This is a genomic window from Mycobacterium sp. SMC-8, from assembly GCF_025263565.1.
GTDB lineage: Bacteria > Actinomycetota > Actinomycetes > Mycobacteriales > Mycobacteriaceae > Mycobacterium.
Map to the genome: position 1 here is coordinate 3349275 of NZ_CP079865.1, position 18511 is coordinate 3367785.

The window sequence follows — 18511 nt, forward strand, 5'->3', positions numbered from 1 at the left end:
CGGGCGACGTGCCGGGTGATTGGGCGATTGTGCGCACGCTCGCGCGGGTTGGGGTGGGGGTGTTTTAGGTGGCGAGGATGACTGAGGAGCCGTGGCCGAAGAGGCCTTGGTTGGCGGTGATGCCGACGGTGGCGCCTTCGACTTGGCGGCCGGTGGCTTGGCCTTTGAGTTGCCAGGTCAGTTCGCAGATTTGGGCGATGGCTTGGGCGGGGATGGCTTCGCCGAAGGAGGCCAGCCCGCCGGAGGGGTTGACCGGGATGTGTCCGCCGATGGTGGTGGCGCCGGTGCGTAGGAGGTGTTCGGCGTCGCCTTTGGCGCATAGGCCGAGGTGTTCGTACCAGTCCAGTTCCAGGGCGGTGGACAGGTCATAGACCTCGGCCAGGGACAGGTCTTGGGGTCCGATGCCGGCTTCGGCGTAGGCGGCGTCGAGGATCTGGTCTTTGAAGACCCGCTCGGGTCCGGGCACCACCGCGGTGGAGTCGGTGGCGATGTCGGGCAGTTCGGGCAGATGTTGGGGGTATTGCGGGCTCTGCAGGCTGACTGCCCGCACCGAGGGCACACCGGCCACCGAGCCGAGGTGTTTTTCGGTGAAGGCTTTGGAGGCCACGATGAGGGCGGCGGCGCCGTCGCTGGTGGCGCAGATGTCGAGCAGGCGCAGCGGGTCGGACACCACCGGGGAGGCCAGCACATCCTCGACGGTGGCTTCTTTGCGGTAGCGGGCGTTGGGGTTGGCCAGGCCGTGGCGGGCGTTTTTGACTTTCACCTGGGCGAAGTCGTCGACGGTGGCGCCGTAGAGGTCCATGCGGCGGCGGGCCAGCAGGGCGAAGTAGACGGTGTTGGTGGCCCCGATCAGGTGGAAGCGTTGCCAGTCGGGGTCGTTTTTGCGTTCCCCGCCGACGGGGGCGAAGAACCCTTTGGGGGTGGTGTCGGCGCCGATGACCAGGGCGACCTCGCACAGTCCGGCCAGAATGTGGGCGCGCGCGGACTGCAGGGCTTGCGAGCCCGAGGCGCAGGCGGCGTAGCTGGAGGTGATCGGGATGCCGTTCCAGCCCAGTTTCTGGGCGAAGGTGGCCCCGGCGACGAAGCCGGGGTAGCCGTTGCGGATGGTGTCGGCGCCGGCGACGAGTTGGATCTGGCGCCAGTCCAAGCCGGCTTCGGCCAGGGCGGCGCGCGCGGCCACGACCCCGTATTCGGTGAAGTCGCGTCCCCATTTGCCCCAGGGGTGCATTCCCGCACCCAGGATGTAGACCGGTTCCGGGCTCATCGGGCCTGACCTTCCGTGGTTGTCTCGGCGATTTTCCAGGCGTGCACGATGCGTTGCACCCCGTCGTCGTCGACATACAAAGGCATCGTGGTCAGTTCCATCTCCATGCCCACTGTCAGGTCGGCGGCCAGGGTGCCCTCGACGACCTTGCCCAACACGATCAGCCCTTCGGCGGCCAGTTCGACCGCCGCGACGGCGAAGGGCTCGAACGGATCCGGGGACGGATACGGCGGCGGCGGGGCATACCGGTTCTCGGTGTAGCTCCACAACCGGCCCCGCCGCGACAACGGCACCTGAGCCAGAGTGTCGCTGTCACAGGCCGGGTTGGGGCAGTTGGTTTCCCGTGGCGGGAACACATAGGTCGCGCACACTGTGCACTTACCGCCGATGAGATGGGTGTCGCCGTCGCCATCGGTGGCGAACCACCCAGCAAACGCGGCCTTGGTTCGTGAGTCGACTTTCATGCTTTCGCTTTCGGTCTGATGAAAATGCCTTCTGCCTTCACTGTCACGACCCCTTCGGAGTTTGTGATGTGGCCGGCAGCAATGGTTTTGCTGTCGGCTTCGCTTTCGATCCAGGCTTCGGCCCGGATCCTGCCGAGTCGGGTGGGTGCCACGTAGCGCAGGTTCAGGGTGCCGGTGAAGGCGGGTTTGCCGGGCCGGTGCGCGGTGGCGCCGAGCACGTGGTCGAGGATCAGGGCGCACACGCCGCCGTGGACATGCCCGGGTGGTCCTTCGTAAGGCGACTCGAGTAGCAGATCTGCAGTGGCCGTGCCATTTTCGTGGTGTTCGATCTGCAGCGGGAACGCGATCGCGTTGCGTATACCCATCGCGACATTGCCCCAGGTCAGGATTCCACCCTCGGTGGTGGACCGCACTCCGAAAGGTTCGGGGTCCAGCCGTGAGCTCAGCGCTTCCGCGGCCTGCTCGATCAGCGTGTGCGCCTGCTGCACATCGGCATCATCGGCCTGGCTGCGGATCGTCACGTCGATGAGCCTGCGCAGTGAGCGCGTCAGCGGACCGTAGAGGTCCTCCAGGCGTCGAGCTTCCTCGCCGCTGATCGGGTAGCTCACTGCCACGACGCCATGTCCAGCGCCGCCAGATGGCTGAACAACATTGAGGCCCCAATGGGATTGCCACCCCCGGGGTAGGTGGTGCCGGACACCGCTGCCATGGTGTTGCCCGCCGCGTACAGCCCCGGGATCGGTGCGCCGTCGGTGCGCAGCACCCGGGCACGGGTGTCCGTGCGCAGACCGCCCTTGGTGCCCAGATCGGACAACCCGAACGTGGCCGCGTGATACGGCGGGGTGTCGATCGGGACCAGCGGGCACTCGCCCTGGGTGAACACCCGGTCATAGGCTTCGGCGCCGCGGCCGAAGTCCTCGTCGACTCCGGCCGCGGCGAGCTTGTTGAACCGCTCGATGGTCGCCTCCAGCTCGCCGGCCGGAACCCCGATGGCCCCGGCGAGCCCGGCGATCGTGTCAGCGGTGTGCCACAACCCGGCAGCGCGGTACTGCGCCTCGTCCACCATCGACACGTTGGTCGCGCCAACAGGTGGGACGGATCCCACACGATCGTCGTAGATCATCCAGAACGGCAAACGTGTTGTGCCCTGGTTTATCTGACGGATCAACTCGCGGCCGAGCCGGTCATAGGGGGCCGACTCGTTGACGAAGCGGCGTCCGTCCTGGTTGACGAAGATCCCTCCGGTGAACCACAGCGCGAACGCCGAGCGTCCATCCGGATGCGTCATCCCGGGAGACCACCACGCCTGGTCCATCAGATCCAGATCGGCGCCGACCGCGATCGCGGCGCGGTGGGCCAGCCCGGTGCTGCCCGGACCGCCCATGGTGTCGTTCGCGCTTCCCGGCACCCCGTACTGGGCGCGCATCGCGGAGTTCTGCTCGAAACCGCCGCCGGCCAGCAGCACCCCGCGCCGGGCGCCGACCCGAACGGTGACGCCCTCACGCTCGACAACGGCTCCGACGACACCCTCACCGTCGGTGATCAATTCGGTCAGCGGCGCGCTGCGCCAGCAGGTGACGTTGGGCAGCTGCGCCATCGCTGCGAGGAATCTGCCGACGAGCGCGCGTCCGCCGACGAGCAGATCGGGTGCCGGGGCGCCGAGTCGCTCGGTATCCAGCGGTCCGCGCACCAGTCCGGCGTACTCGCCGAGCGCACTGTCGGGTAGCGGGACCGGGATGGTGTGCCGGTAGCCGTCATTGCGTGCGCCCGGCGCCGAACCGTAGTAATCGGGCCAGGGCAGCACGGTAAAGTCGAAAGCCGGGTCCTGCTCCAGGTATTCGATGAATCCGGCCCCGCCGCGGACGTAGGTGTCCTGCAGGGCGCGCGGCGTACGGTCCCCGACCACGGCGTGGAAGTAGGTCAGTGCATCGTCGAGGGTGTCGTCGGTGCCGGCGCGCAGCAGCACAGGGTTGCACGGGAACCACATCCCGCCGCCTCCCGAATAGGCGGTGGTGCCGCCGAACTTGTCGGTGGCCTCGACCAACAGCACCGACAGCCCTTGGCGCGCGGCGGTGTAGGCGCCCGCGACGCCGCCGCCGGAACCGGCGACGACGACATCGAACTCGACCTCGAACCCCGGGGCAGCCTCAGTCATGGGCACCCCCGAACCTGCCGTAGCCGCCGCGGAAGAACAGCAGAGGGCCGCGCTCGGCGTGGGCCCACAGGCCGGTCACCTCGGCCACCACGATGGAGTGGTCACCGGCGATGTGCTCGGCCTGGACATCAGCCTCGATGCGCGCCAGCGCCCTGTCGAGGGCCGGGGCGCCGTTGCGGCCGGGACGCCAGCCGACCCCGGCGAACTTCTCGTCGCTGCGCGACGCAAACCGCGCGCACACGTCCTGCTGGTCTGCGGCGAGGACGTTCACGCACACCGCGCCCACCTGCCGGATCAGCGGCCAGCTCGTCGACGACAGGGACGGGCAGAACGAGATGTAGGGCGGTTCCAGCGAGACGGAGGTGACCGACTGGCAGGTGAAGCCGATCGCACGCTCCCCGTCATGGGCGGTGATGACGGCGATGCCGGTGCAGAAGTGCCCCAGGACGCGACGCATCTCGGACGTGTGCGGCGGTACCGCACGCCCCGGGTGCGACGCGGTCAACTCGACGGTCATACCCCTCCTCGTGTAGTCGACCAGGTGTCGGATCACTGTCATCCGCTGCGACCGCCGACGCAATGTGCTCTCCCGGTCAGCGGTAGTGACACGACGCGGACTCCCGCGCGTTGCTAGCCTTGGGCGGTGACGGATGACGACAACGCGCCTGGAGGGCTGAGCGTCTCGCCTACCGGCTGGGCGTTGCTCGGGATGCTCTCCGGCGGTGAGGAGCTGTCGGGTTACGACATCAAGAAGTGGATCAACTGGGCGATCCGGTTCTTCTACTCCAGCCCGGCCTACAGCCAGATCTATTCGGAGCTCAAGCGGTTGGAGCGGCTCGGCCTGCTCAGTTCGCGCGTCGACTCCGGCATCCGAAGCCGTCGGATGTACAAAATCACCGAGAGCGGTCTGGCCGCGGTCACCCGCTGGGCCAACGAGGACTCCGTGGAACCGCCCACACTCAAACACAATCCGTTGCTGCGGGTGATGCTCGGGCATCTGCTGAACCCGGGCCGGCTCCGGGAGATCCTCGCCGAGCACGCCGCGTACGCCGAGCAGCTGCAGCAGGCGGCGGCCACCGAGGTGCGCTGGACCGGTGAGCAGCCTGCCTGGGCCTACGCCCGCCTCGCCTTGCGCTGGTCGGAGCAGTACTACGCCGCCGAACGGGACCTGGCCCTGCAGATGATCAAGGAACTCGACGCCGTCGAGGAAACGTTCGGCGAGGGCGGCCCGGAAGGCGTCCAGTTCCCGGTGCGCGAATACTGGTACGAGGTCGAACGCAGGATCGCCGCCGAGGACTCGCCCGACTCCGGCGCCGAGAAATCCGGGGACTGACTCAGACGAGCCGGCCGGCGGCGTGTTGCGCGGCGACGTAGCCGAACACGAAACCCTGCCCGATGGTGGCGCCCGCACCGGGATAGGTCTTGCCGAACGCGTTGGCGGCGGTGTTGCCGATCGCATACAGCCCGTCGATCGGCGAACCGTCCTCGCGGAGCACCCGGGCGCGGGCATCGGCCCGAAGGCCGCCGCAGGTCCCCAGGTCGCTGAGCACGACCTTGACCGCGTAGTACGGGCCCGAATCCAGCGGCCGCAGATTGGGATTGGGATCGATGGTGGGGTCGCCGTAGTAACGGTCGTAAGCGCTGGCCCCGCGCTGGAAGTCGCTGTCCACACCCGCCCGGGCCAGATCGTTGAACCGGATCATCGTCTCGGCGAACACCGTTGGTGGCACGCCGATGCGCTCAGCCAGATCGGCGAGGTCGTCGCTGCGGTGCGCGATACCGGCGTCATACCACGACCGCGGAATCGGCATGCGCGGAAACAGTTCAGCGGCCATGAGATAACTGTTGCGGTACCGCTGGTCGAACACCATCCACATGGTCTCGACCGGGGCGCCTGACTGTTCACGCCGGAGCAGCTCCTGCCCGAACGTCATATAGTCCGTCGCCTCGTTGATGAACCGCCGGCCGTTCTGGTCGACCAGAAGGCAACCCGGCAGGGACCGCTCGGCCAGCATGACGGTCGGGTCACGGTCGGGCAGCGGCGCGAATGCCGGGAACCACCACGCCTGATCCATCAGCGCGGTGCCCGCACCGAGATCCTGGGCCAAGCGGATTCCGTCGCCGGTGTTGCCCTCCGAACCGAGGCTCAGATGCTCGCCCAGCCGTTCGGACTGGAACTTGTGCCGCCAGCTCATCAGATGGTCGAAACCCCCGGCGGCCAGGACGACACCGTGACGGGCGGTGACCTGGACTTCGGTGCCGTCGCGGTCAACCACCGCGCCGGTCACCCGGTCACCGTCGACCAGCAGTTCGGAGACGGGCGAGTCGGTCCACACCGGGATCTGCGCGTCGAGCACACCGGCGAACAGGCCTGCCGCCAGGCCCTGACCCCCGGCGGCGTAGCGGCGTCGCAGCGCCAGGCCGCCGATGCCCTGGAACGCGCGCAGCAGGATGCGCGGCCACGACTTCCGCGGCATCCGGGCCATGAGGTTCAGCCAACGGTAGTCCGCGCCGGTGACCGGCATCGGGAAGTCGGATTCCATCACCCCGGGCCGCAGGCGGGTCAGTGCGGGGCCCAGCACCGCGGTGTCGAACGGCCGGCATTCGCAGGTGCGTCCGACAGCGCTGCCGCCAGGCTTTTCGGGGTGGTAGTCCGAATAGCCATTCGCCCACTGGAACTTCATCGGCGTGGTGCGGCGCAACATGTCGATGGTCGCAGGACCGTGGTCCACGAAGGCGTGTGCCCGGTCGAGCGGAGCGTCGCCGCCGACCAGTGTGCCGACATAGGTGCGGCCGTACTCGACCGTGTCGCCGGAGCCGGCGTCGGTGAGGATCGGGTTGCCGGGCATCCAGAACGCGCCTCCCGAGCGGGCCAGCGATCCACCCACGTACGGCGTCTTCTCCACGATCAACGCCGAAAGCCCGGCTTCTCGTGCCGCCAGGGCGGCGGCCATGCCGGTGCCGGATCCGACGACAAGCAGATCGACGGTGAAGTTCTCCCGAGATGTCACCGGGTGATTCTCGAAGGCGGTGGCCCACGTGTCGCCGGGGTTGCCCGGTCAGTGGAACACCGGACAGCTCACCCGTGAACACCGGTGCTACAACGGAGTTTCGCCAGAAGCAAGCGATCACAGTGAGGATGGCCGGCGATGACTACGTTGCAGCCCGACAGTGCCACAGAGGTCCGGCAGATCGAGGCGCAGGCAGCGCCGACCAGGTATGCGCGCGGTTGGCACTGCCTGGGACTGACGCGGGATCTCGGTGACGGAAAGCCACACCCGGTCAACGGATTTGGCACCAAGCTGGTGGTGTTCCGCGGCGAGGACGGCGCGATCAACGTGCTCGACGCGTACTGCCGGCACATGGGCGGGGACCTGTCCGACGGAGAGGTCAAGGGCAACGAGATCGCGTGCCCGTTCCACGACTGGCGGTGGGGCGGTGACGGACGCTGCAAGCAGATCCCGTACAGCCGCCGCGTGCCCAAGCTCGCGCGCACCGCGACGTGGCCGACCATGGAGCAGGACGGCATGCTGTTCGTCTGGAACGACCCGGAGAAGAAGGCTCCGCCTGCCGACGTCACGATTCCCCGTATCGAAGGTGTCGGCACCGACGGGTGGACCGACTGGCATTGGTACTCCACGGTGGTGCACACGAACTGTCGCGAGATCATCGACAACGTCGTCGACATGGCGCACTTCTTCTACATCCACGGGGGGCTGCCCACCGGGTTCAAGAACGTCTTCGAGGGCCATGTCGCCACGCAGTACTACCGCAGTGATGCCCGCCCCGACCTCGGCAGCGGAGAGGGGGCCAAGATCCTCGGCACCACCTCCGTCGCGTCGTACTACGGGCCGTCTTTCATGATCGACGATTTGACCTATCACTATGAGCACGGCGACCAGCGCACCGTGTTGTTGAACTGCCACTACCCGATCGACGCCGAGTCCTTTGTGCTGCAGTACGGCATCACGGTGGAGAAGTCGGACGCGCTGCCGGAGGACTCGGCGACCCAGATGGCCGTCGCGCTGGGCGATTTCGTCAAGATGGGTTTCGAGCAGGACGTCGCGATCTGGCGGCGAAAGGCGCGCATCGACAACCCGCTGCTGTGTGAGGAGGACGGCCCGGTGTATCAGCTGCGCCGATGGTACGAGCAGTTCTACGTCGACGCTGCCGACGTGACCCCGGACATGGTCGACCGCTTCGAATTCGAGATCGACACCACCCGTCCGCGCGAGGCATGGATGAAAGAGGTGGAGGCGAATCTGGCGGCGGGCCGGCTGCCGAGGTTGGTGGGCCTGACCAAATGAGCGTCCGCCCCGACAACCGGCTCGCCGACGCACCGATGCAGCCGGTCGACTGCGAGGCGTGCGGGGCGCGGGTGCTGGTCCGCAAGAGCAGTTGGGAGCAGACCAGCGTGCAGTGGGACGCCGCTTCACTCGCGCTCTGTGAAGAGCGTCGAGTTGCGATGCGGACTGCTGGACGTTTCCTGTCAGGATGTATCGACCTGCGTGAATCTATCGAATCCGCGGTGCTGCGGGGGACTCTGCGAGTCCTGTCGGACACCTAGTCGTCTCGCCGTCAGCCCCGAAACCGCTGAGGTGGGGACGCCGGCCACCGCTGCGTGGTGGGTGGCCGGTCCGATCAAGGATCAGATCCAGCTCTCCAGCGGGTCCCAGCGGTGGTACCTGATGACGGTGGGGTGCGGACTCGGAACCCGTAGCGGGACAGTAGATCCCGTGCGAAGGCGCCATCAATGTGCCCACTGTTGGAGTGCAGTCCGTTCTGCGGCCAATTCTTGTCGGTGGTCGAATGTATGTTCGAAGTATGTCGGGGAGCGAGGTGCGGGCCGCGGTGAGCGGGTTACGTGGCGCTTTTGATGAGGTGGCGGCCTGTGAGGTTGATTTGTTGACCCGACCGGATTTGGTGGCGGCCCTGGATGAGCTGGAAACGCTGTGGTGTCAGCTGCCCGCGGTGCGTCATCGGCTGCTGGCCCGGTTGCAGGCCGAGGCCACCCCGCGCCAGATGGGGGCGAAATCCTGGAAAGAGGTGCTGCGGGTGCGTTGGCGGCTCTCGACCGGCGAGGCGCACCGGCGGTTGAGCGAAGCGGCGGTGTTGGCGCCGCGCCAATCGGTGACCGGGCCGTCGCTGCCGCCGGTGCTGCCCGCCACCGCGGCCGCCCAGGCCCATGGTTTGATCACCGCCGAGCATGTCGAGGTGATCGGCAAGACCATGGCCAAACTGCCCGGTTTTGTGGATACCGCCACCCGGGAGCGTATCGAGGTTGATCTGGTGCGTACTGCGGTGGGTAACGGCCCCAAGGAGCTCAAGGACTGCGCGGAGCGGACGTTGTTTCTGCTCGATCAGGACGGCCCCGAACCCGATGACGCCGAACGTGCCCGCAAACGCGGGGTGTCGAGGTCGCCCCAGCGTGGGGATGCCATGGTGGATCTGCGCGCGACGCTGACTCCGGAGGCGTGGGCGGTGTGGGAGCCGATTTTCGCCCGGTTGGCCGCGCCGGGGATGTGTAATCCCGACGATTCCGAGCCGTGTACGTCGGGGACGCCGTCGCAGGCCCAGATCGACAACGATCAGCGCAGCCTGGCCCAGCGTCAGCATGATGCGCTGGTCGCGGCCGGGCGGATCGCCCTGATGAGCGGCCAGCTCGGCCAACTCAACGGGTTGCCGGTGTCGGTGATCATCCGTACCACGGTGCAGGATTTGGAGTCCCGGGCCGGGGTCGGTGTCACCGGCGGGGGCACGGTGGTGCCGATCGCCGAGGTGATCCGGATGGCCGGGCACGCCAACCACTATCTGGCGGTGTTCGACCGGGCCACCGGCTCAGCAATGGATTTGTTCCGCGCCAAGCGCATCGCCTCCCCGGCGCAGCGGATCATGCTGATCGCCCGTGACGGCGGGTGTACCAAACCTGGCTGCACCGTGGGGGCGTATGGCTCTCAGGTCCATCACGTGGTCGCCGACTGGGTCGATGGCGGGAACACCAACGTCGATGAACTCGGCCTGGCGTGTGGGCCGGATAACCGCAGCGTCGACACCGACGGCGGTGGTTGGTCGACCCGGATGAACGCCCGCTGCGAGGTGGAATGGATTCCACCCCCGGGCCTGGACACCGGTCAGGCCCGGCTGAACTACTACCACCGACCCGAACGGCTGCTGCGACCCCCCGAGGACCCGCCACCGCAGAGCCAGAACACCAGTGGGTCAACCGAACCCGCCGACAGCGCGACGGCCGACGACGACTCGGGTCCGCCGCGGCCGGCCGATGACCCCGGCGAACCCGGCGGACCCGCACCACCCGACAACCAAGCGGCCTGACCGCCCCGCGTCGCGCGGGCCTCACCGCCGCGGAGATCACGCACCGTCACCTGTAGGCGGGATAGCGATGCTCCTAGAAGGCGAGCCGCTCTGTGCGCGGCGAACCGTGCACTGCCTGTACGAGGGAGCGGCGCTCAGGACATGACGAACGCGCTCAGTGGCGCTTCCTCGGGGTAGGCGGCCGGGCCGCCGAGGTCGTAGGCGGCGTTCAGCGCCCCGATGAAGGCCGGATCGTGCAGCGGCGCGCTCGGGAGGTCGAGTTTGATGCCTTTCTTGGCCAGATCGTCGACCATCATGTCGATCGCCTTGTCGATCGTTAGGTCGTCGGAGTGGTCCATGTTCTTCTTCAGCTCGTCGTAGTCGGAGAAGACCTCGGCCGACCAGTGCACCAGGAACCGCAGTTCGTCGGTGTGGTGGCGAGCGATCACGTCGTCACCGTTGCGCAAGACCCAGTGATCACCGGAGTCGGGGTCGCCGGCGAACACCGTGTCGAACGAGAGTCCGGCCGGAACCTGTTGTTCCAGTGGTCCGTTGGCCTCGCCGCGGTGCATCATCATCTCGTTCTGCACCACGACCCCGCGGTTGTACACCGGGGGCTGCACGCGCTTGGGCGCCTTGAGCGGGCCGTCGGGCCAGTAGGTGAACCCGCTGCCTTCATCGTGGGAGAACCAGGTGATGACCTGCGCCATCTTGATCAAGTAGTCGGCGAACAGCCCGGACTTGCCCATCACGCTAACCAGCCACGTCGGTGCGTTCTCATAGCGCACGCCGCGGAAGCTCGGGGAGTCCAGGTGGCCGGGGTCGCGGTTGCAGCACGGGCCGTTGATGTTGAACAGCATCATCTGCGGCTTGGCGTACTCCGCACCCCAATAGGATTTCGCCTCTTCCAGGAACTGCGCGTTGTAGAAGCAGTCGTGCAACTCGGGGTAGAGGACGGTGCCGTAGTTGGCGAGGTGACCGCGGAAGGTGGGCGTTAGGAACAGATCCAGGGTCGGAGTGAAACCCTCGGGGAACTGGCCGCTCATCGTCGCCATCAACTCTTCAGGGGACGAGAAGTGCTGGGCGATGATCAGGCTCCACGGTGCGTCTTTGCGCACGACATCCAGCAGGCGCTGACGCTGATCGTCGGTGTAGACATTGTCGACCTCGCGCGGCGGCGCCACGGGGCGCAGGATGTCAGACAGTTCCCTGCGCCGTTCGTCGGTGAGCATCGGTACTCCTTTTCTTCAGATCCGGCGTGGTGCGCCGTTGCTGTGGTCAATTGTGGTTTTCCGCACCGCGGTCAGAACCGGACATGTCCGGCCACTGGGAGACTGGTCGGCGCTCGGAGATCAGTCCGGAAATGGCAGTGCGTTGGTGAACTTCGCGCGCAGCAACGCCCCGACCTCGGCCATCGCCAGGCGGCCGCGCGCGGTGGCCTCCGACCGCATCAGGAAGCCGTGGTACATGCCCGGATAGCGGGTGAGGGTCGTCTGCACCCCGGCGTCACGGAGCCTTCCGGCGTAGCGTTCGCCCCAGTCGGTGATCGGATCGAGTTCGGCGGTGACCACGATCGCCTGCGGTAGGCCGGACAGATCGGTGGCGTAGGCGGGGACTCGCCGGGTGTCGTGGGGAGGCCCCGCACCGATGTCGGCGAGCTCGTGCAGGTACACGATGTCGTCGTGAATCAGCATGGGGGCCTCGGGATTTGCCACGACCGACGGGGCGGCCATGTCGCGGTCCACTCCCGGGTACATCAGCACCTGTGCGAACAGTCTGGGGCCGCCGCCGTCCCGCGCGGCCAGCGTGATAGCCGCGGCCAGGCCGCCGCCGGCACTGTCGCCCGAGACGACGATCCTGTGCCCGTCGAACCCGAGTCGCTGCGCCTCGGCAGCCACCCAGTCGGTCACCGCCCATGCGTCCTCGAACTGTGCCGGTGGGGGATGCTCCGGCGCCAACCGGTAATCCACGGCCACGACGGCAGCACCGCTTGCCGCGGCGAGTGCCCTGGCCATCGGCTCGAATGAACGGTTCGAACCCATCACCAACCCGCCGCCGTGCAGATGCACGATCACCGGGACGGGATCACCTGCGTCGTCGGGACGGTAGATCCGTACCGGGACCAGGCCGCCTGGTCCGGTCACCTCGGCATCGCAGATCTCGGCCATCGCCGGCATATCTGATGGGGGAGGCGCTGATTCGAGTGCGTCACGGACTGCCTGCAGTCCCCGTTCCCGAATCGGAACCGGCGGGCCGAAAGCGGCGACACGGGCCGCGGCGTCGGGATCGAGTGTCGGGCGGTGGGGCATCGTGAAGGCCCTCAGTGCCTGGACGGGTCGAAACGGCGTTTCGTGCGTAGCTGGGGAGGTGTCAGCGACGTGAGCACCCCGGCCCGTTCGGCCATCGCCGACGCGACGTACTCCGGTTGGGTCAGCAGATAGAACGCGCCGTCGGCGGACTGCTCGAATACCACCTCGGCGGCTTCAACGGGATCCATTGCGGCAGCCTTGATGTCGAGCATCGCCTCGCGTTGGGACTCGGCGGCGGTGACATCAGTTCCCGTGGCGGCGGGGTCGACGCCGCCGGCGGCTTCGAAAATGTTCGACTTCACCGCGCCGGGCAGCACCGCCTGCACATGGATCAGGCCACCGTGGCCGGCCAATTCCACTTCGAGCCGCAAACATTCGGTGAGGGCGAGCACCGCATGCTTGCTGACAATGTACGGCGTCTGCAACGGGATGCTCGCCACCCCGCCGATCGAGGACAGATTCCACACCCAGGCCGGGACGCCTGCCGAGATCATCCGGGGCAGGAATGCGCGCACCCCGTGGAAGACACCGGTGACGTTGATGTCCATGACCCTGTTCCAGTTGGCCAGCGGGGTGTCCCACAGGTAGCCGAACTGCTCGACACCGGCGTTGTTGACCAGAAGCCGCACCGGTCCGACGTCCCGGTAGACGTGTTCGGCGAGTGCGTCCATCGCGTCGGCGTCCCGGACGTCGCAGACTTCGGCGTGCGCAGTGCCGCCGTCGGCCCGGAGTTCGTCGCGTAACGACTCCACCGCCGGCCCGTCCACGTCGGTCAACACGACTGTCATCCCGAGTCGGTGAGCGTGCCGGGCCAGCCCGGCGCCGATACCGGCGCCGGCTCCCGTGATGACGGCGGTGCCACCGCCGAAGGTGTCCCGCGCCCGACTCATGCGCCGGTCGCGGTGGCTGTCTTCGCCCGGTGCTCCACGAACGGAACCGAGTCCTCGGCGTCGAGGATGACGGTCATCGAGGTCAGCACCAGGCGGTCGCCGTCGCGCCGGATGCCGACATCGACCACGCCGGAGGACACGTCGAACGGCACGTTGTTGGTGACCTGGTTGACATACAAGTAGAAGCGGGCCGTGGTGACCGTGCCGTGCGGGCCGGTGTCGCTGCCGGTGCGGAAGATGTTGGTGGCGTGATGGCGCAGCGGATACGGGTTCTCGTCGCGGTGCTTGCTCAGCCACGCCAGCGTGTCGGAGCCACCCTGCAGCTCGGCGGCCAGAAGCTCCTCGAACGGGCAGTTACCGGAGTCCGACCGGCTCAGGTAGTGCATCTCGTCGGCGACACAGCCGGCGAGCACATCGAACTGTCCCTGGTCGTAGTGGTACCAGAAAGCGGCGATGAACTCCTGGACTTCCGGCAGCGTGATCTCGTTGGTCATGGTGACGAGTGAACCGTCACGGTGTGCGCCGCGACACCGCGCCGCCCGGTCAGCGGAACACCTCAGTCGGTGATGAGGGCCCACAGCCCGGCCGCGCCGGCCGCCACCGCGCTGCGCGTTACCTGTTCGTCCCAGTGCCGCACCGATCCGTACTCCGAACGCCATGCCAGAGCCGCGCGGGTGTAGAGGTGCAGCCGGTGTTCGATGGTGGTGCCGATCGCCCCGAGCGCCTGGTGGGCGCTGCGCACCACCACCGATGCCGCATGCCCGGTGCAGGAGCGCGCGACGGACACCAGGAAGTCGAGATTGGGTGCCGACCAGTCGCTGGCCAAGGCGGTGGACACCGCGGCCTCGGTGGCGGCCCGCGCCAACGCCGCCTCGGCGGCGAGGTCAGCGACCAGATGTTGAACCGCTTGGAATTTCGACAGGGGACGGCCGAACTGACTTCGCGAGGTGCTGTGGTCGATGACGACGTCGACGATGACGTCGAGCGCCGCGCAGACCTGGATCGACCGCACCAGCGCCGACTTACGGTGCAGCTGTGCCACGAGGCCGGGGTCCACCGTGACCGCGTGGGGTGCCAGGGCGGCGATGTCCACGGTGACGGTGTCGCGCGGCTCACCGATCATGTTGGTACCGGGAGTGATTCGGAGCCCGGCGACGTCGGCATCGGTAAGGAGGTGTCGCCCGTCGTTGCCGGACCAGACAACCACCACCCGCTCGGCGGTGGACGCCCATGGGACCCCGGTGGCTGTGCCGGAGTCGTCGAGCACACACACCGTGCGCGGGGCGCTGTCGACCGGGCGGCCGGCCGCCTCGAGCAACCAACAGGCCAGCAGGTCGTGTTCGGGCAGCGGCACCCGCACGGCGTGCCTGACCGCGGCCGACATCAATTCGGCGGCCTCCGGCCATCCTGCTCCACTGCCGCCATGGTCCGGCGCGCCGGTCAACCGGACGAGGCCCAATTCATCGAGGACGTGCCACAGTTCGGCATCGCGCGTCACCATGCCCGTAGACGGGTGCTTCCCCCCGTGGGCGGCGAGAACGCCGTCCATCATCGCGGTCAGTTCGGGATCGACGGTCATCGCAGCCCCAATCCCCGCGCGATGACTCCGCGCAGTACCTCGGTCGTCCCGCCGCGCAGCGTGAAGCCGGGCCGCTGATCGACCGCGACGGCGACCAACTCGCGCAACCGAGGGTCGGCGGCCGTGTCGTCGCCGACGCGCAGGTCGGCGAAGTCGGCGATGTCGCCTTCGGTGGTGGTGCCGAGCAGCTTCACCACCGCGGCGGGCACATCGGCGGATTCGTGGCGTTCCAGCGCCTCAGCCACCGCGGTCGACATGTGGTGCAGGCCGGCCACTCTGGCAACGAGTCGCCCGAGTCCGTCGTCGCAGGACATCTGGTGTTGCGCCATGCTTTCCGCGGAGGCCGCCAGAAGCGGGAACGTGGACAGCAGCCGCTCGGGTCCGCTGCGTTCGAAGCCGAGCTCCGAGGTGACCTGTCGCCAACCCTGACCGATCTCGCCGAACACCATGTCGTCGCTGACGAACGCGTCGTCGAGGATCACCTCATTGAAATGGTGGCTGCCATTCATCGACACGATGGGCCGAACCTCGACGCCGGGACCGTCGAAGCGGACGATGAACTGACTCAGGCCGTCGTGCCGATGTGTGGGGTCAACGGGTGCGGTCCGGGCCAGGACGATGAACGCGTGCGCGCGGTGTGCTCCAGAGGTCCACACCTTGGTTCCCGACAGCGACCAGCCGCCGTCGACGGGAGTGGCCTTGGTACGCACGCTGGCGAGGTCGGATCCCGAATCCGGTTCGCTCATCCCGATACCGAAGAAGCACTCCCCGGCGGCGATCTTCGGCAGGAACTCCCGCTTCTGGGCCTCGGTGCCGTTCTTGAGCAGTGCCGGCACGATCTGGCGATCGGCGATCCAGTGCGCGGCCACCGGGGCGCCGGCGGCCAGCAGTTCCTCGGTGACGATGAACCGTTCGATAGACGAACGGCCATGGCCGCCATACTCTTCGGGGACCGTCATGCCCAGGTAGCCGTGCGCGGCCAACGCCGCGGTGAACGCCTCATCCCATGCGCACAGCCAGGCGTCGACCGATGGGACGAAAGTGCCGGCGGACAATTGCCCGTCCAGGAAGTCGCGGACCTCGGCACGCAACGCTGCGGTGTCGGCGAGGTCGGTGCTCGCCGGCGGCACCAGTCGTGATCGGGCCATCAAATTGGCCGCCGCTCGTGTCTCATGGTTGGCTCCGCCACTCGTGTCTCATGGTTGGCTCCGCCACTCGTGTCTCATGGTTGGCTCCGCCACTCGTGTCTCATGGTTGGCTCCGCCACTCGTGTCTCATGGTTGGCTCCGCCAACGTGCAATGCGCTGGTGGTGTTCGGTGTCGGCGTGCGCCAGCGACTGCATGGCCGCGGCCATCGCCAACGTCGACTCCAGCAGGCCGGTGCGTGACTCCTGCAGCAGCCGCTTGGCCATCCGCAGCGAGTGCGGCGGATTCTTGGCGATGCGCTCGGCGAGCTCGTTCGCGGCGGTCAAGAGATCGTCGTGGGGGACGACGCGGCTCACCAGACCCCAGTCGAGCGCGGTGACGGCGTCGATGCGGTCGCCGGTGAAGGTCATCTCGGCGGCCCGCTCGTAACCGATGGCGCGCTGCAGGAACCAGCTGCCACCATCGCCCGGGATCAGGCCCAGTTGCACGAAACTCTCGGCGAACGAGGCGCGTTCGGAGGCAATCCGGATATCGCACATCAAGGCCACATCGCAGCCAGCCCCGATGGCGGCACCGTTGACAGCCGCGATCAGCGGGACCTCGAGTCGGCCGAGGGCGCGGGGTATGCGTTGGATGCCGTCGACGTAGGCGTAGCGCTGCTCGATCGGCGCGAGACCGAACATGCCCTGGCCGTCGGCCATCTCCTTGACATTGCCGCCGGCGGAGAAGATCTTGCCCTCCGCGGTGAGGATGACGGCACGCAATCCGTTGTCGGAGTTGGCCTGTTCGGCGGCGACCTCGAACGCGGCGATGACGTCTTTGCCGGTGATCGCGTTGCCCTGCTCGGGACGGTTGATGGTCCAGGTCTGCACTGACCCGTTGGTGGTGATGCGGAGCGGCTCGGTGGTTACCGACATGACAGGCCTCCAGGCTCTCGGTGGGACGGGTTCAGGGCAGTTGCAGGGACTTCACCTGTAGGAACTCCTCGAACCCGATGCGGCCGAGCTCGCGGCCGATGCCGGACTTCTTAAAGCCGCCGAACGGCGCTGCCGGGTTGTACTTTCCGCCGTTGATGTCGAGCTGACCGGTCTGCACCTGGCGCGCGAACGCGATGGCGGTGTCGTCGTCAGCTGCCCACACCGCCCCGGACAGGCCGTAGGGCGTGCCGTTGGCAATCGCCAGCGCGTCGTCGGTGTCACGGTAGGGGATGACGGCCAGCACGGGACCGAACACCTCCTCCTGGCCTAACTCGGAGTCGGGGTCGACGTCGGCGAAGACCGTGGGTGCCACGAAATAGCCGGTGTCGGCGATCTTCTCCGCGCCGCCTGTGAGCAGCCGCGCGCCGTCGCGCTGAGCACGCTCGATGAAGCCGAGCACGGTCCGGTACTGACTTTCAGATGCCGACGGCCCGATCCGGGTACCGGGATCCCACGGGTCGCCGACGGTGTACTTCGACACCGCGGCCTCGACCAGGTCGAGCGCTTCGCCGTAGCGGTCCTGTGGGACGAGCATGCGGGTCCACGCCATGCATGTCTGCCCCCCATTGAGAAACGCGTTGCCGACGCCGACCTTCACCGCCGCCGCGAGGTCGGCGCCGTCGAGAATCACGTTCGCCGACTTGCCGCCCAACTCGAGGGCCACCTTCTTGACGGTCCCGCCGGCCAGTTCACCCACCCGGCTGCCGACACCGGTCGATCCGGTGAACGACACGAAATCCACGTCGGCATGGGCCGCCATCCGTTCCCCGATCACCCGCCCCGGCCCCGACACCAGATTCACCACCCCGGGCGGCAGGCCGGCGTCCGCAAGCGCGTCGACGAACTCGAACACCGACAGCGGCGCCTCGTTGGAGGGTTTGAGCACGACCGTGCACCCCGCCGCGATCGCCGGGATGACCTTGGCGACCACCTGATACAGCGGATAGTTCCACGGCGTGATCGCCGCGACCACACCGTACGGTTCGCGGACGACCAGCGAGTTACCGATGCGCTCCTCGAACTCGAACCGCGCCAGCACATCGGCGAACGCCCGCGCCACCGCCAGCGGCACCTGGGTCTGCACCGACTGGGCGATACGGATCGGCGCACCCATCTCGCTGGTGATGGTCTCGGCGATCGCAGGCAGGCGCTTGTCCATCGCGGTGATCACCGCGTCGAGACGGGCGCGACGCTCCGCGACGCCGATCAGCGGGTCGAACGCCCGTCGGGCCGCGGCGACGGCGGCATCCACGTCGTCCTCCGATCCCGCCGGGACCGTGCCCAGCACCTGTTCGGTGGCCGGGTCGACGACCTCGATGAGGCCGGTGCCGCGGGCGGGGGAGACCCAGGCGCCGTCGATGAAGAGTTCGGTGCGGGCGTAATCGTGGTTGTGCATGGTGCTTTCCGTGGGTGGG

18 protein-coding genes are annotated in these 18511 nt (G+C 67.7%); 4 read left to right on the forward strand and 14 right to left on the reverse strand.

Features of this window, described 5'->3' with window-relative positions; genetic code table 11:
- Positions 1 to 64: 64 nt before the first annotated feature.
- From KXD97_RS16245 to KXD97_RS16265, 5 genes are read right to left on the reverse strand one after another with little or no spacing between them, the layout of a single operon-like run.
- The gene (locus tag KXD97_RS16245; RefSeq protein WP_260751053.1) at positions 65 to 1264 is read right to left on the reverse strand and encodes a lipid-transfer protein; all 1200 of its coding nucleotides are present in this window, start codon (positions 1262 to 1264) and stop codon (positions 65 to 67) included.
- Positions 1261 to 1728 carry a Zn-ribbon domain-containing OB-fold protein gene (locus KXD97_RS16250; protein WP_260751054.1) on the reverse strand — a complete coding sequence of 156 codons (468 nt, stop codon included), beginning with the start codon at positions 1726 to 1728 and terminating at the stop codon, positions 1261 to 1263. The genes KXD97_RS16245 and KXD97_RS16250 overlap by 4 nt, the downstream gene beginning before the upstream one ends.
- Complete coding sequence (locus tag KXD97_RS16255) at positions 1725 to 2336, reverse strand: PaaI family thioesterase (protein ID WP_260751055.1); 612 nt, start codon at positions 2334 to 2336, stop codon at positions 1725 to 1727. The genes KXD97_RS16250 and KXD97_RS16255 overlap by 4 nt, the downstream gene beginning before the upstream one ends.
- A complete protein-coding gene (locus KXD97_RS16260) occupies positions 2333 to 3883 on the reverse strand; it encodes an FAD-binding protein (protein WP_260751056.1) in 1551 nt (516 codons plus the stop codon). Before KXD97_RS16260 ends, KXD97_RS16255 begins: the two co-directional genes overlap by 4 nt.
- A complete protein-coding gene (locus tag KXD97_RS16265; protein ID WP_260751057.1) occupies positions 3876 to 4400 on the reverse strand; it encodes a flavin reductase family protein in 525 nt (174 codons plus the stop codon). Before KXD97_RS16265 ends, KXD97_RS16260 begins: the two co-directional genes overlap by 8 nt.
- A 192-nt stretch (positions 4401 to 4592) precedes the next feature.
- Here KXD97_RS16265 and KXD97_RS16270 point away from each other — a divergent pair, with 192 nt between their 5' ends.
- Positions 4593 to 5216 carry a PadR family transcriptional regulator gene (locus KXD97_RS16270; protein WP_396885436.1) on the forward strand — a complete coding sequence of 208 codons (624 nt, stop codon included), beginning with the start codon at positions 4593 to 4595 and terminating at the stop codon, positions 5214 to 5216.
- Position 5217: 1 nt separating this feature from the next.
- Here the strand turns inward: KXD97_RS16270 and KXD97_RS16275 are convergent, their stop codons facing one another.
- Positions 5218 to 6894 carry a 3-ketosteroid-delta-1-dehydrogenase gene (locus KXD97_RS16275; protein WP_260751059.1) on the reverse strand — a complete coding sequence of 559 codons (1677 nt, stop codon included), beginning with the start codon at positions 6892 to 6894 and terminating at the stop codon, positions 5218 to 5220.
- A gap of 138 nt (positions 6895 to 7032) precedes the next feature.
- Between KXD97_RS16275 and KXD97_RS16280 the strand changes: the two genes are divergently transcribed.
- From KXD97_RS16280 to KXD97_RS16290, 3 genes are all read left to right on the forward strand, one after another.
- A complete protein-coding gene (locus tag KXD97_RS16280) occupies positions 7033 to 8190 on the forward strand; it encodes a 3-ketosteroid-9-alpha-hydroxylase subunit A (protein WP_260751060.1) in 1158 nt (385 codons plus the stop codon).
- Positions 8187 to 8450 carry a hypothetical protein gene (locus KXD97_RS16285; protein WP_260751061.1) on the forward strand — a complete coding sequence of 88 codons (264 nt, stop codon included), beginning with the start codon at positions 8187 to 8189 and terminating at the stop codon, positions 8448 to 8450. The genes KXD97_RS16280 and KXD97_RS16285 overlap by 4 nt, the downstream gene beginning before the upstream one ends.
- A gap of 242 nt (positions 8451 to 8692) precedes the next feature.
- On the forward strand, positions 8693 to 10216 hold the full coding sequence (locus KXD97_RS16290) for an HNH endonuclease signature motif containing protein (protein ID WP_260751062.1): 1524 nt from the start codon (positions 8693 to 8695) through the stop codon (positions 10214 to 10216).
- Between the two features lie 134 nt (positions 10217 to 10350).
- Here the strand turns inward: KXD97_RS16290 and KXD97_RS16295 are convergent, their stop codons facing one another.
- The 8 genes from KXD97_RS16295 to KXD97_RS16330 all read right to left on the reverse strand — a co-directional run bounded on the left by KXD97_RS16295 (position 10351) and on the right by KXD97_RS16330 (position 18492).
- On the reverse strand, positions 10351 to 11427 hold the full coding sequence (locus tag KXD97_RS16295) for a hypothetical protein (protein WP_260751063.1): 1077 nt from the start codon (positions 11425 to 11427) through the stop codon (positions 10351 to 10353).
- Positions 11428 to 11547: 120 nt separating this feature from the next.
- Positions 11548 to 12504, reverse strand: a complete 957-nt coding sequence (locus KXD97_RS16300) for an alpha/beta hydrolase (protein WP_260751065.1) — start codon at positions 12502 to 12504, stop codon at positions 11548 to 11550.
- Between the two features lie 11 nt (positions 12505 to 12515).
- A complete protein-coding gene (locus KXD97_RS16305; RefSeq protein ID WP_260751066.1) occupies positions 12516 to 13394 on the reverse strand; it encodes an SDR family NAD(P)-dependent oxidoreductase in 879 nt (292 codons plus the stop codon).
- Positions 13391 to 13888: a polyketide cyclase gene (locus KXD97_RS16310; protein WP_260751067.1), complete on the reverse strand. Its 498-nt coding sequence runs from the start codon at positions 13886 to 13888 to the stop codon at positions 13391 to 13393. Before KXD97_RS16310 ends, KXD97_RS16305 begins: the two co-directional genes overlap by 4 nt.
- A 62-nt stretch (positions 13889 to 13950) precedes the next feature.
- Positions 13951 to 14973: an acyl-CoA dehydrogenase family protein gene (locus KXD97_RS16315; RefSeq protein ID WP_260751069.1), complete on the reverse strand. Its 1023-nt coding sequence runs from the start codon at positions 14971 to 14973 to the stop codon at positions 13951 to 13953.
- Positions 14970 to 16121 (reverse strand): acyl-CoA dehydrogenase family protein, encoded by a 1152-nt coding sequence (locus KXD97_RS16320; RefSeq protein WP_260751070.1) that lies wholly within the window; start codon positions 16119 to 16121, stop codon positions 14970 to 14972. The genes KXD97_RS16315 and KXD97_RS16320 overlap by 4 nt, the downstream gene beginning before the upstream one ends.
- Before the next feature lie 126 nt (positions 16122 to 16247).
- Positions 16248 to 17036 carry a crotonase/enoyl-CoA hydratase family protein gene (locus KXD97_RS16325; protein WP_260751071.1) on the reverse strand — a complete coding sequence of 263 codons (789 nt, stop codon included), beginning with the start codon at positions 17034 to 17036 and terminating at the stop codon, positions 16248 to 16250.
- 31 nt (positions 17037 to 17067) lie between these two features.
- Entirely contained in the window at positions 17068 to 18492 is a 1425-nt protein-coding gene (locus tag KXD97_RS16330; RefSeq protein WP_260751072.1) for an aldehyde dehydrogenase family protein, read from the reverse strand.
- Positions 18493 to 18511: the final 19 nt, after the last annotated feature.

What these genes read in the sequence shown, in the direction of transcription:
- KXD97_RS16320 (WP_260751070.1), bottom strand. Translation starts at nt 16,121, where the DNA reads ATGGCCCGATCACGACTGGTGCCGCCGGCGAGCACCGACCTCGCCGAC.
- KXD97_RS16245 (WP_260751053.1), bottom strand. Translation starts at nt 1,264, where the DNA reads ATGAGCCCGGAACCGGTCTACATCCTGGGTGCGGGAATGCACCCCTGG.
- KXD97_RS16310 (WP_260751067.1), bottom strand. Translation starts at nt 13,888, where the DNA reads ATGACCAACGAGATCACGCTGCCGGAAGTCCAGGAGTTCATCGCCGCT.
- KXD97_RS16280 (WP_260751060.1), top strand. Translation starts at nt 7,033, where the DNA reads ATGACTACGTTGCAGCCCGACAGTGCCACAGAGGTCCGGCAGATCGAG.
- KXD97_RS16330 (WP_260751072.1), bottom strand. Translation starts at nt 18,492, where the DNA reads ATGCACAACCACGATTACGCCCGCACCGAACTCTTCATCGACGGCGCC.
- KXD97_RS16305 (WP_260751066.1), bottom strand. Translation starts at nt 13,394, where the DNA reads ATGAGTCGGGCGCGGGACACCTTCGGCGGTGGCACCGCCGTCATCACG.
- KXD97_RS16285 (WP_260751061.1), top strand. Translation starts at nt 8,187, where the DNA reads ATGAGCGTCCGCCCCGACAACCGGCTCGCCGACGCACCGATGCAGCCG.
- KXD97_RS16315 (WP_260751069.1), bottom strand. Translation starts at nt 14,973, where the DNA reads ATGACCGTCGATCCCGAACTGACCGCGATGATGGACGGCGTTCTCGCC.
- KXD97_RS16295 (WP_260751063.1), bottom strand. Translation starts at nt 11,427, where the DNA reads ATGCTCACCGACGAACGGCGCAGGGAACTGTCTGACATCCTGCGCCCC.
- KXD97_RS16260 (WP_260751056.1), bottom strand. Translation starts at nt 3,883, where the DNA reads ATGACTGAGGCTGCCCCGGGGTTCGAGGTCGAGTTCGATGTCGTCGTC.
- KXD97_RS16270 (WP_396885436.1), top strand. Translation starts at nt 4,593, where the DNA reads ATGCTCTCCGGCGGTGAGGAGCTGTCGGGTTACGACATCAAGAAGTGG.
- KXD97_RS16325 (WP_260751071.1), bottom strand. Translation starts at nt 17,036, where the DNA reads ATGTCGGTAACCACCGAGCCGCTCCGCATCACCACCAACGGGTCAGTG.
- KXD97_RS16290 (WP_260751062.1), top strand. Translation starts at nt 8,693, where the DNA reads ATGTATGTTCGAAGTATGTCGGGGAGCGAGGTGCGGGCCGCGGTGAGC.
- KXD97_RS16250 (WP_260751054.1), bottom strand. Translation starts at nt 1,728, where the DNA reads ATGAAAGTCGACTCACGAACCAAGGCCGCGTTTGCTGGGTGGTTCGCC.
- KXD97_RS16300 (WP_260751065.1), bottom strand. Translation starts at nt 12,504, where the DNA reads ATGCCCCACCGCCCGACACTCGATCCCGACGCCGCGGCCCGTGTCGCC.
- KXD97_RS16265 (WP_260751057.1), bottom strand. Translation starts at nt 4,400, where the DNA reads ATGACCGTCGAGTTGACCGCGTCGCACCCGGGGCGTGCGGTACCGCCG.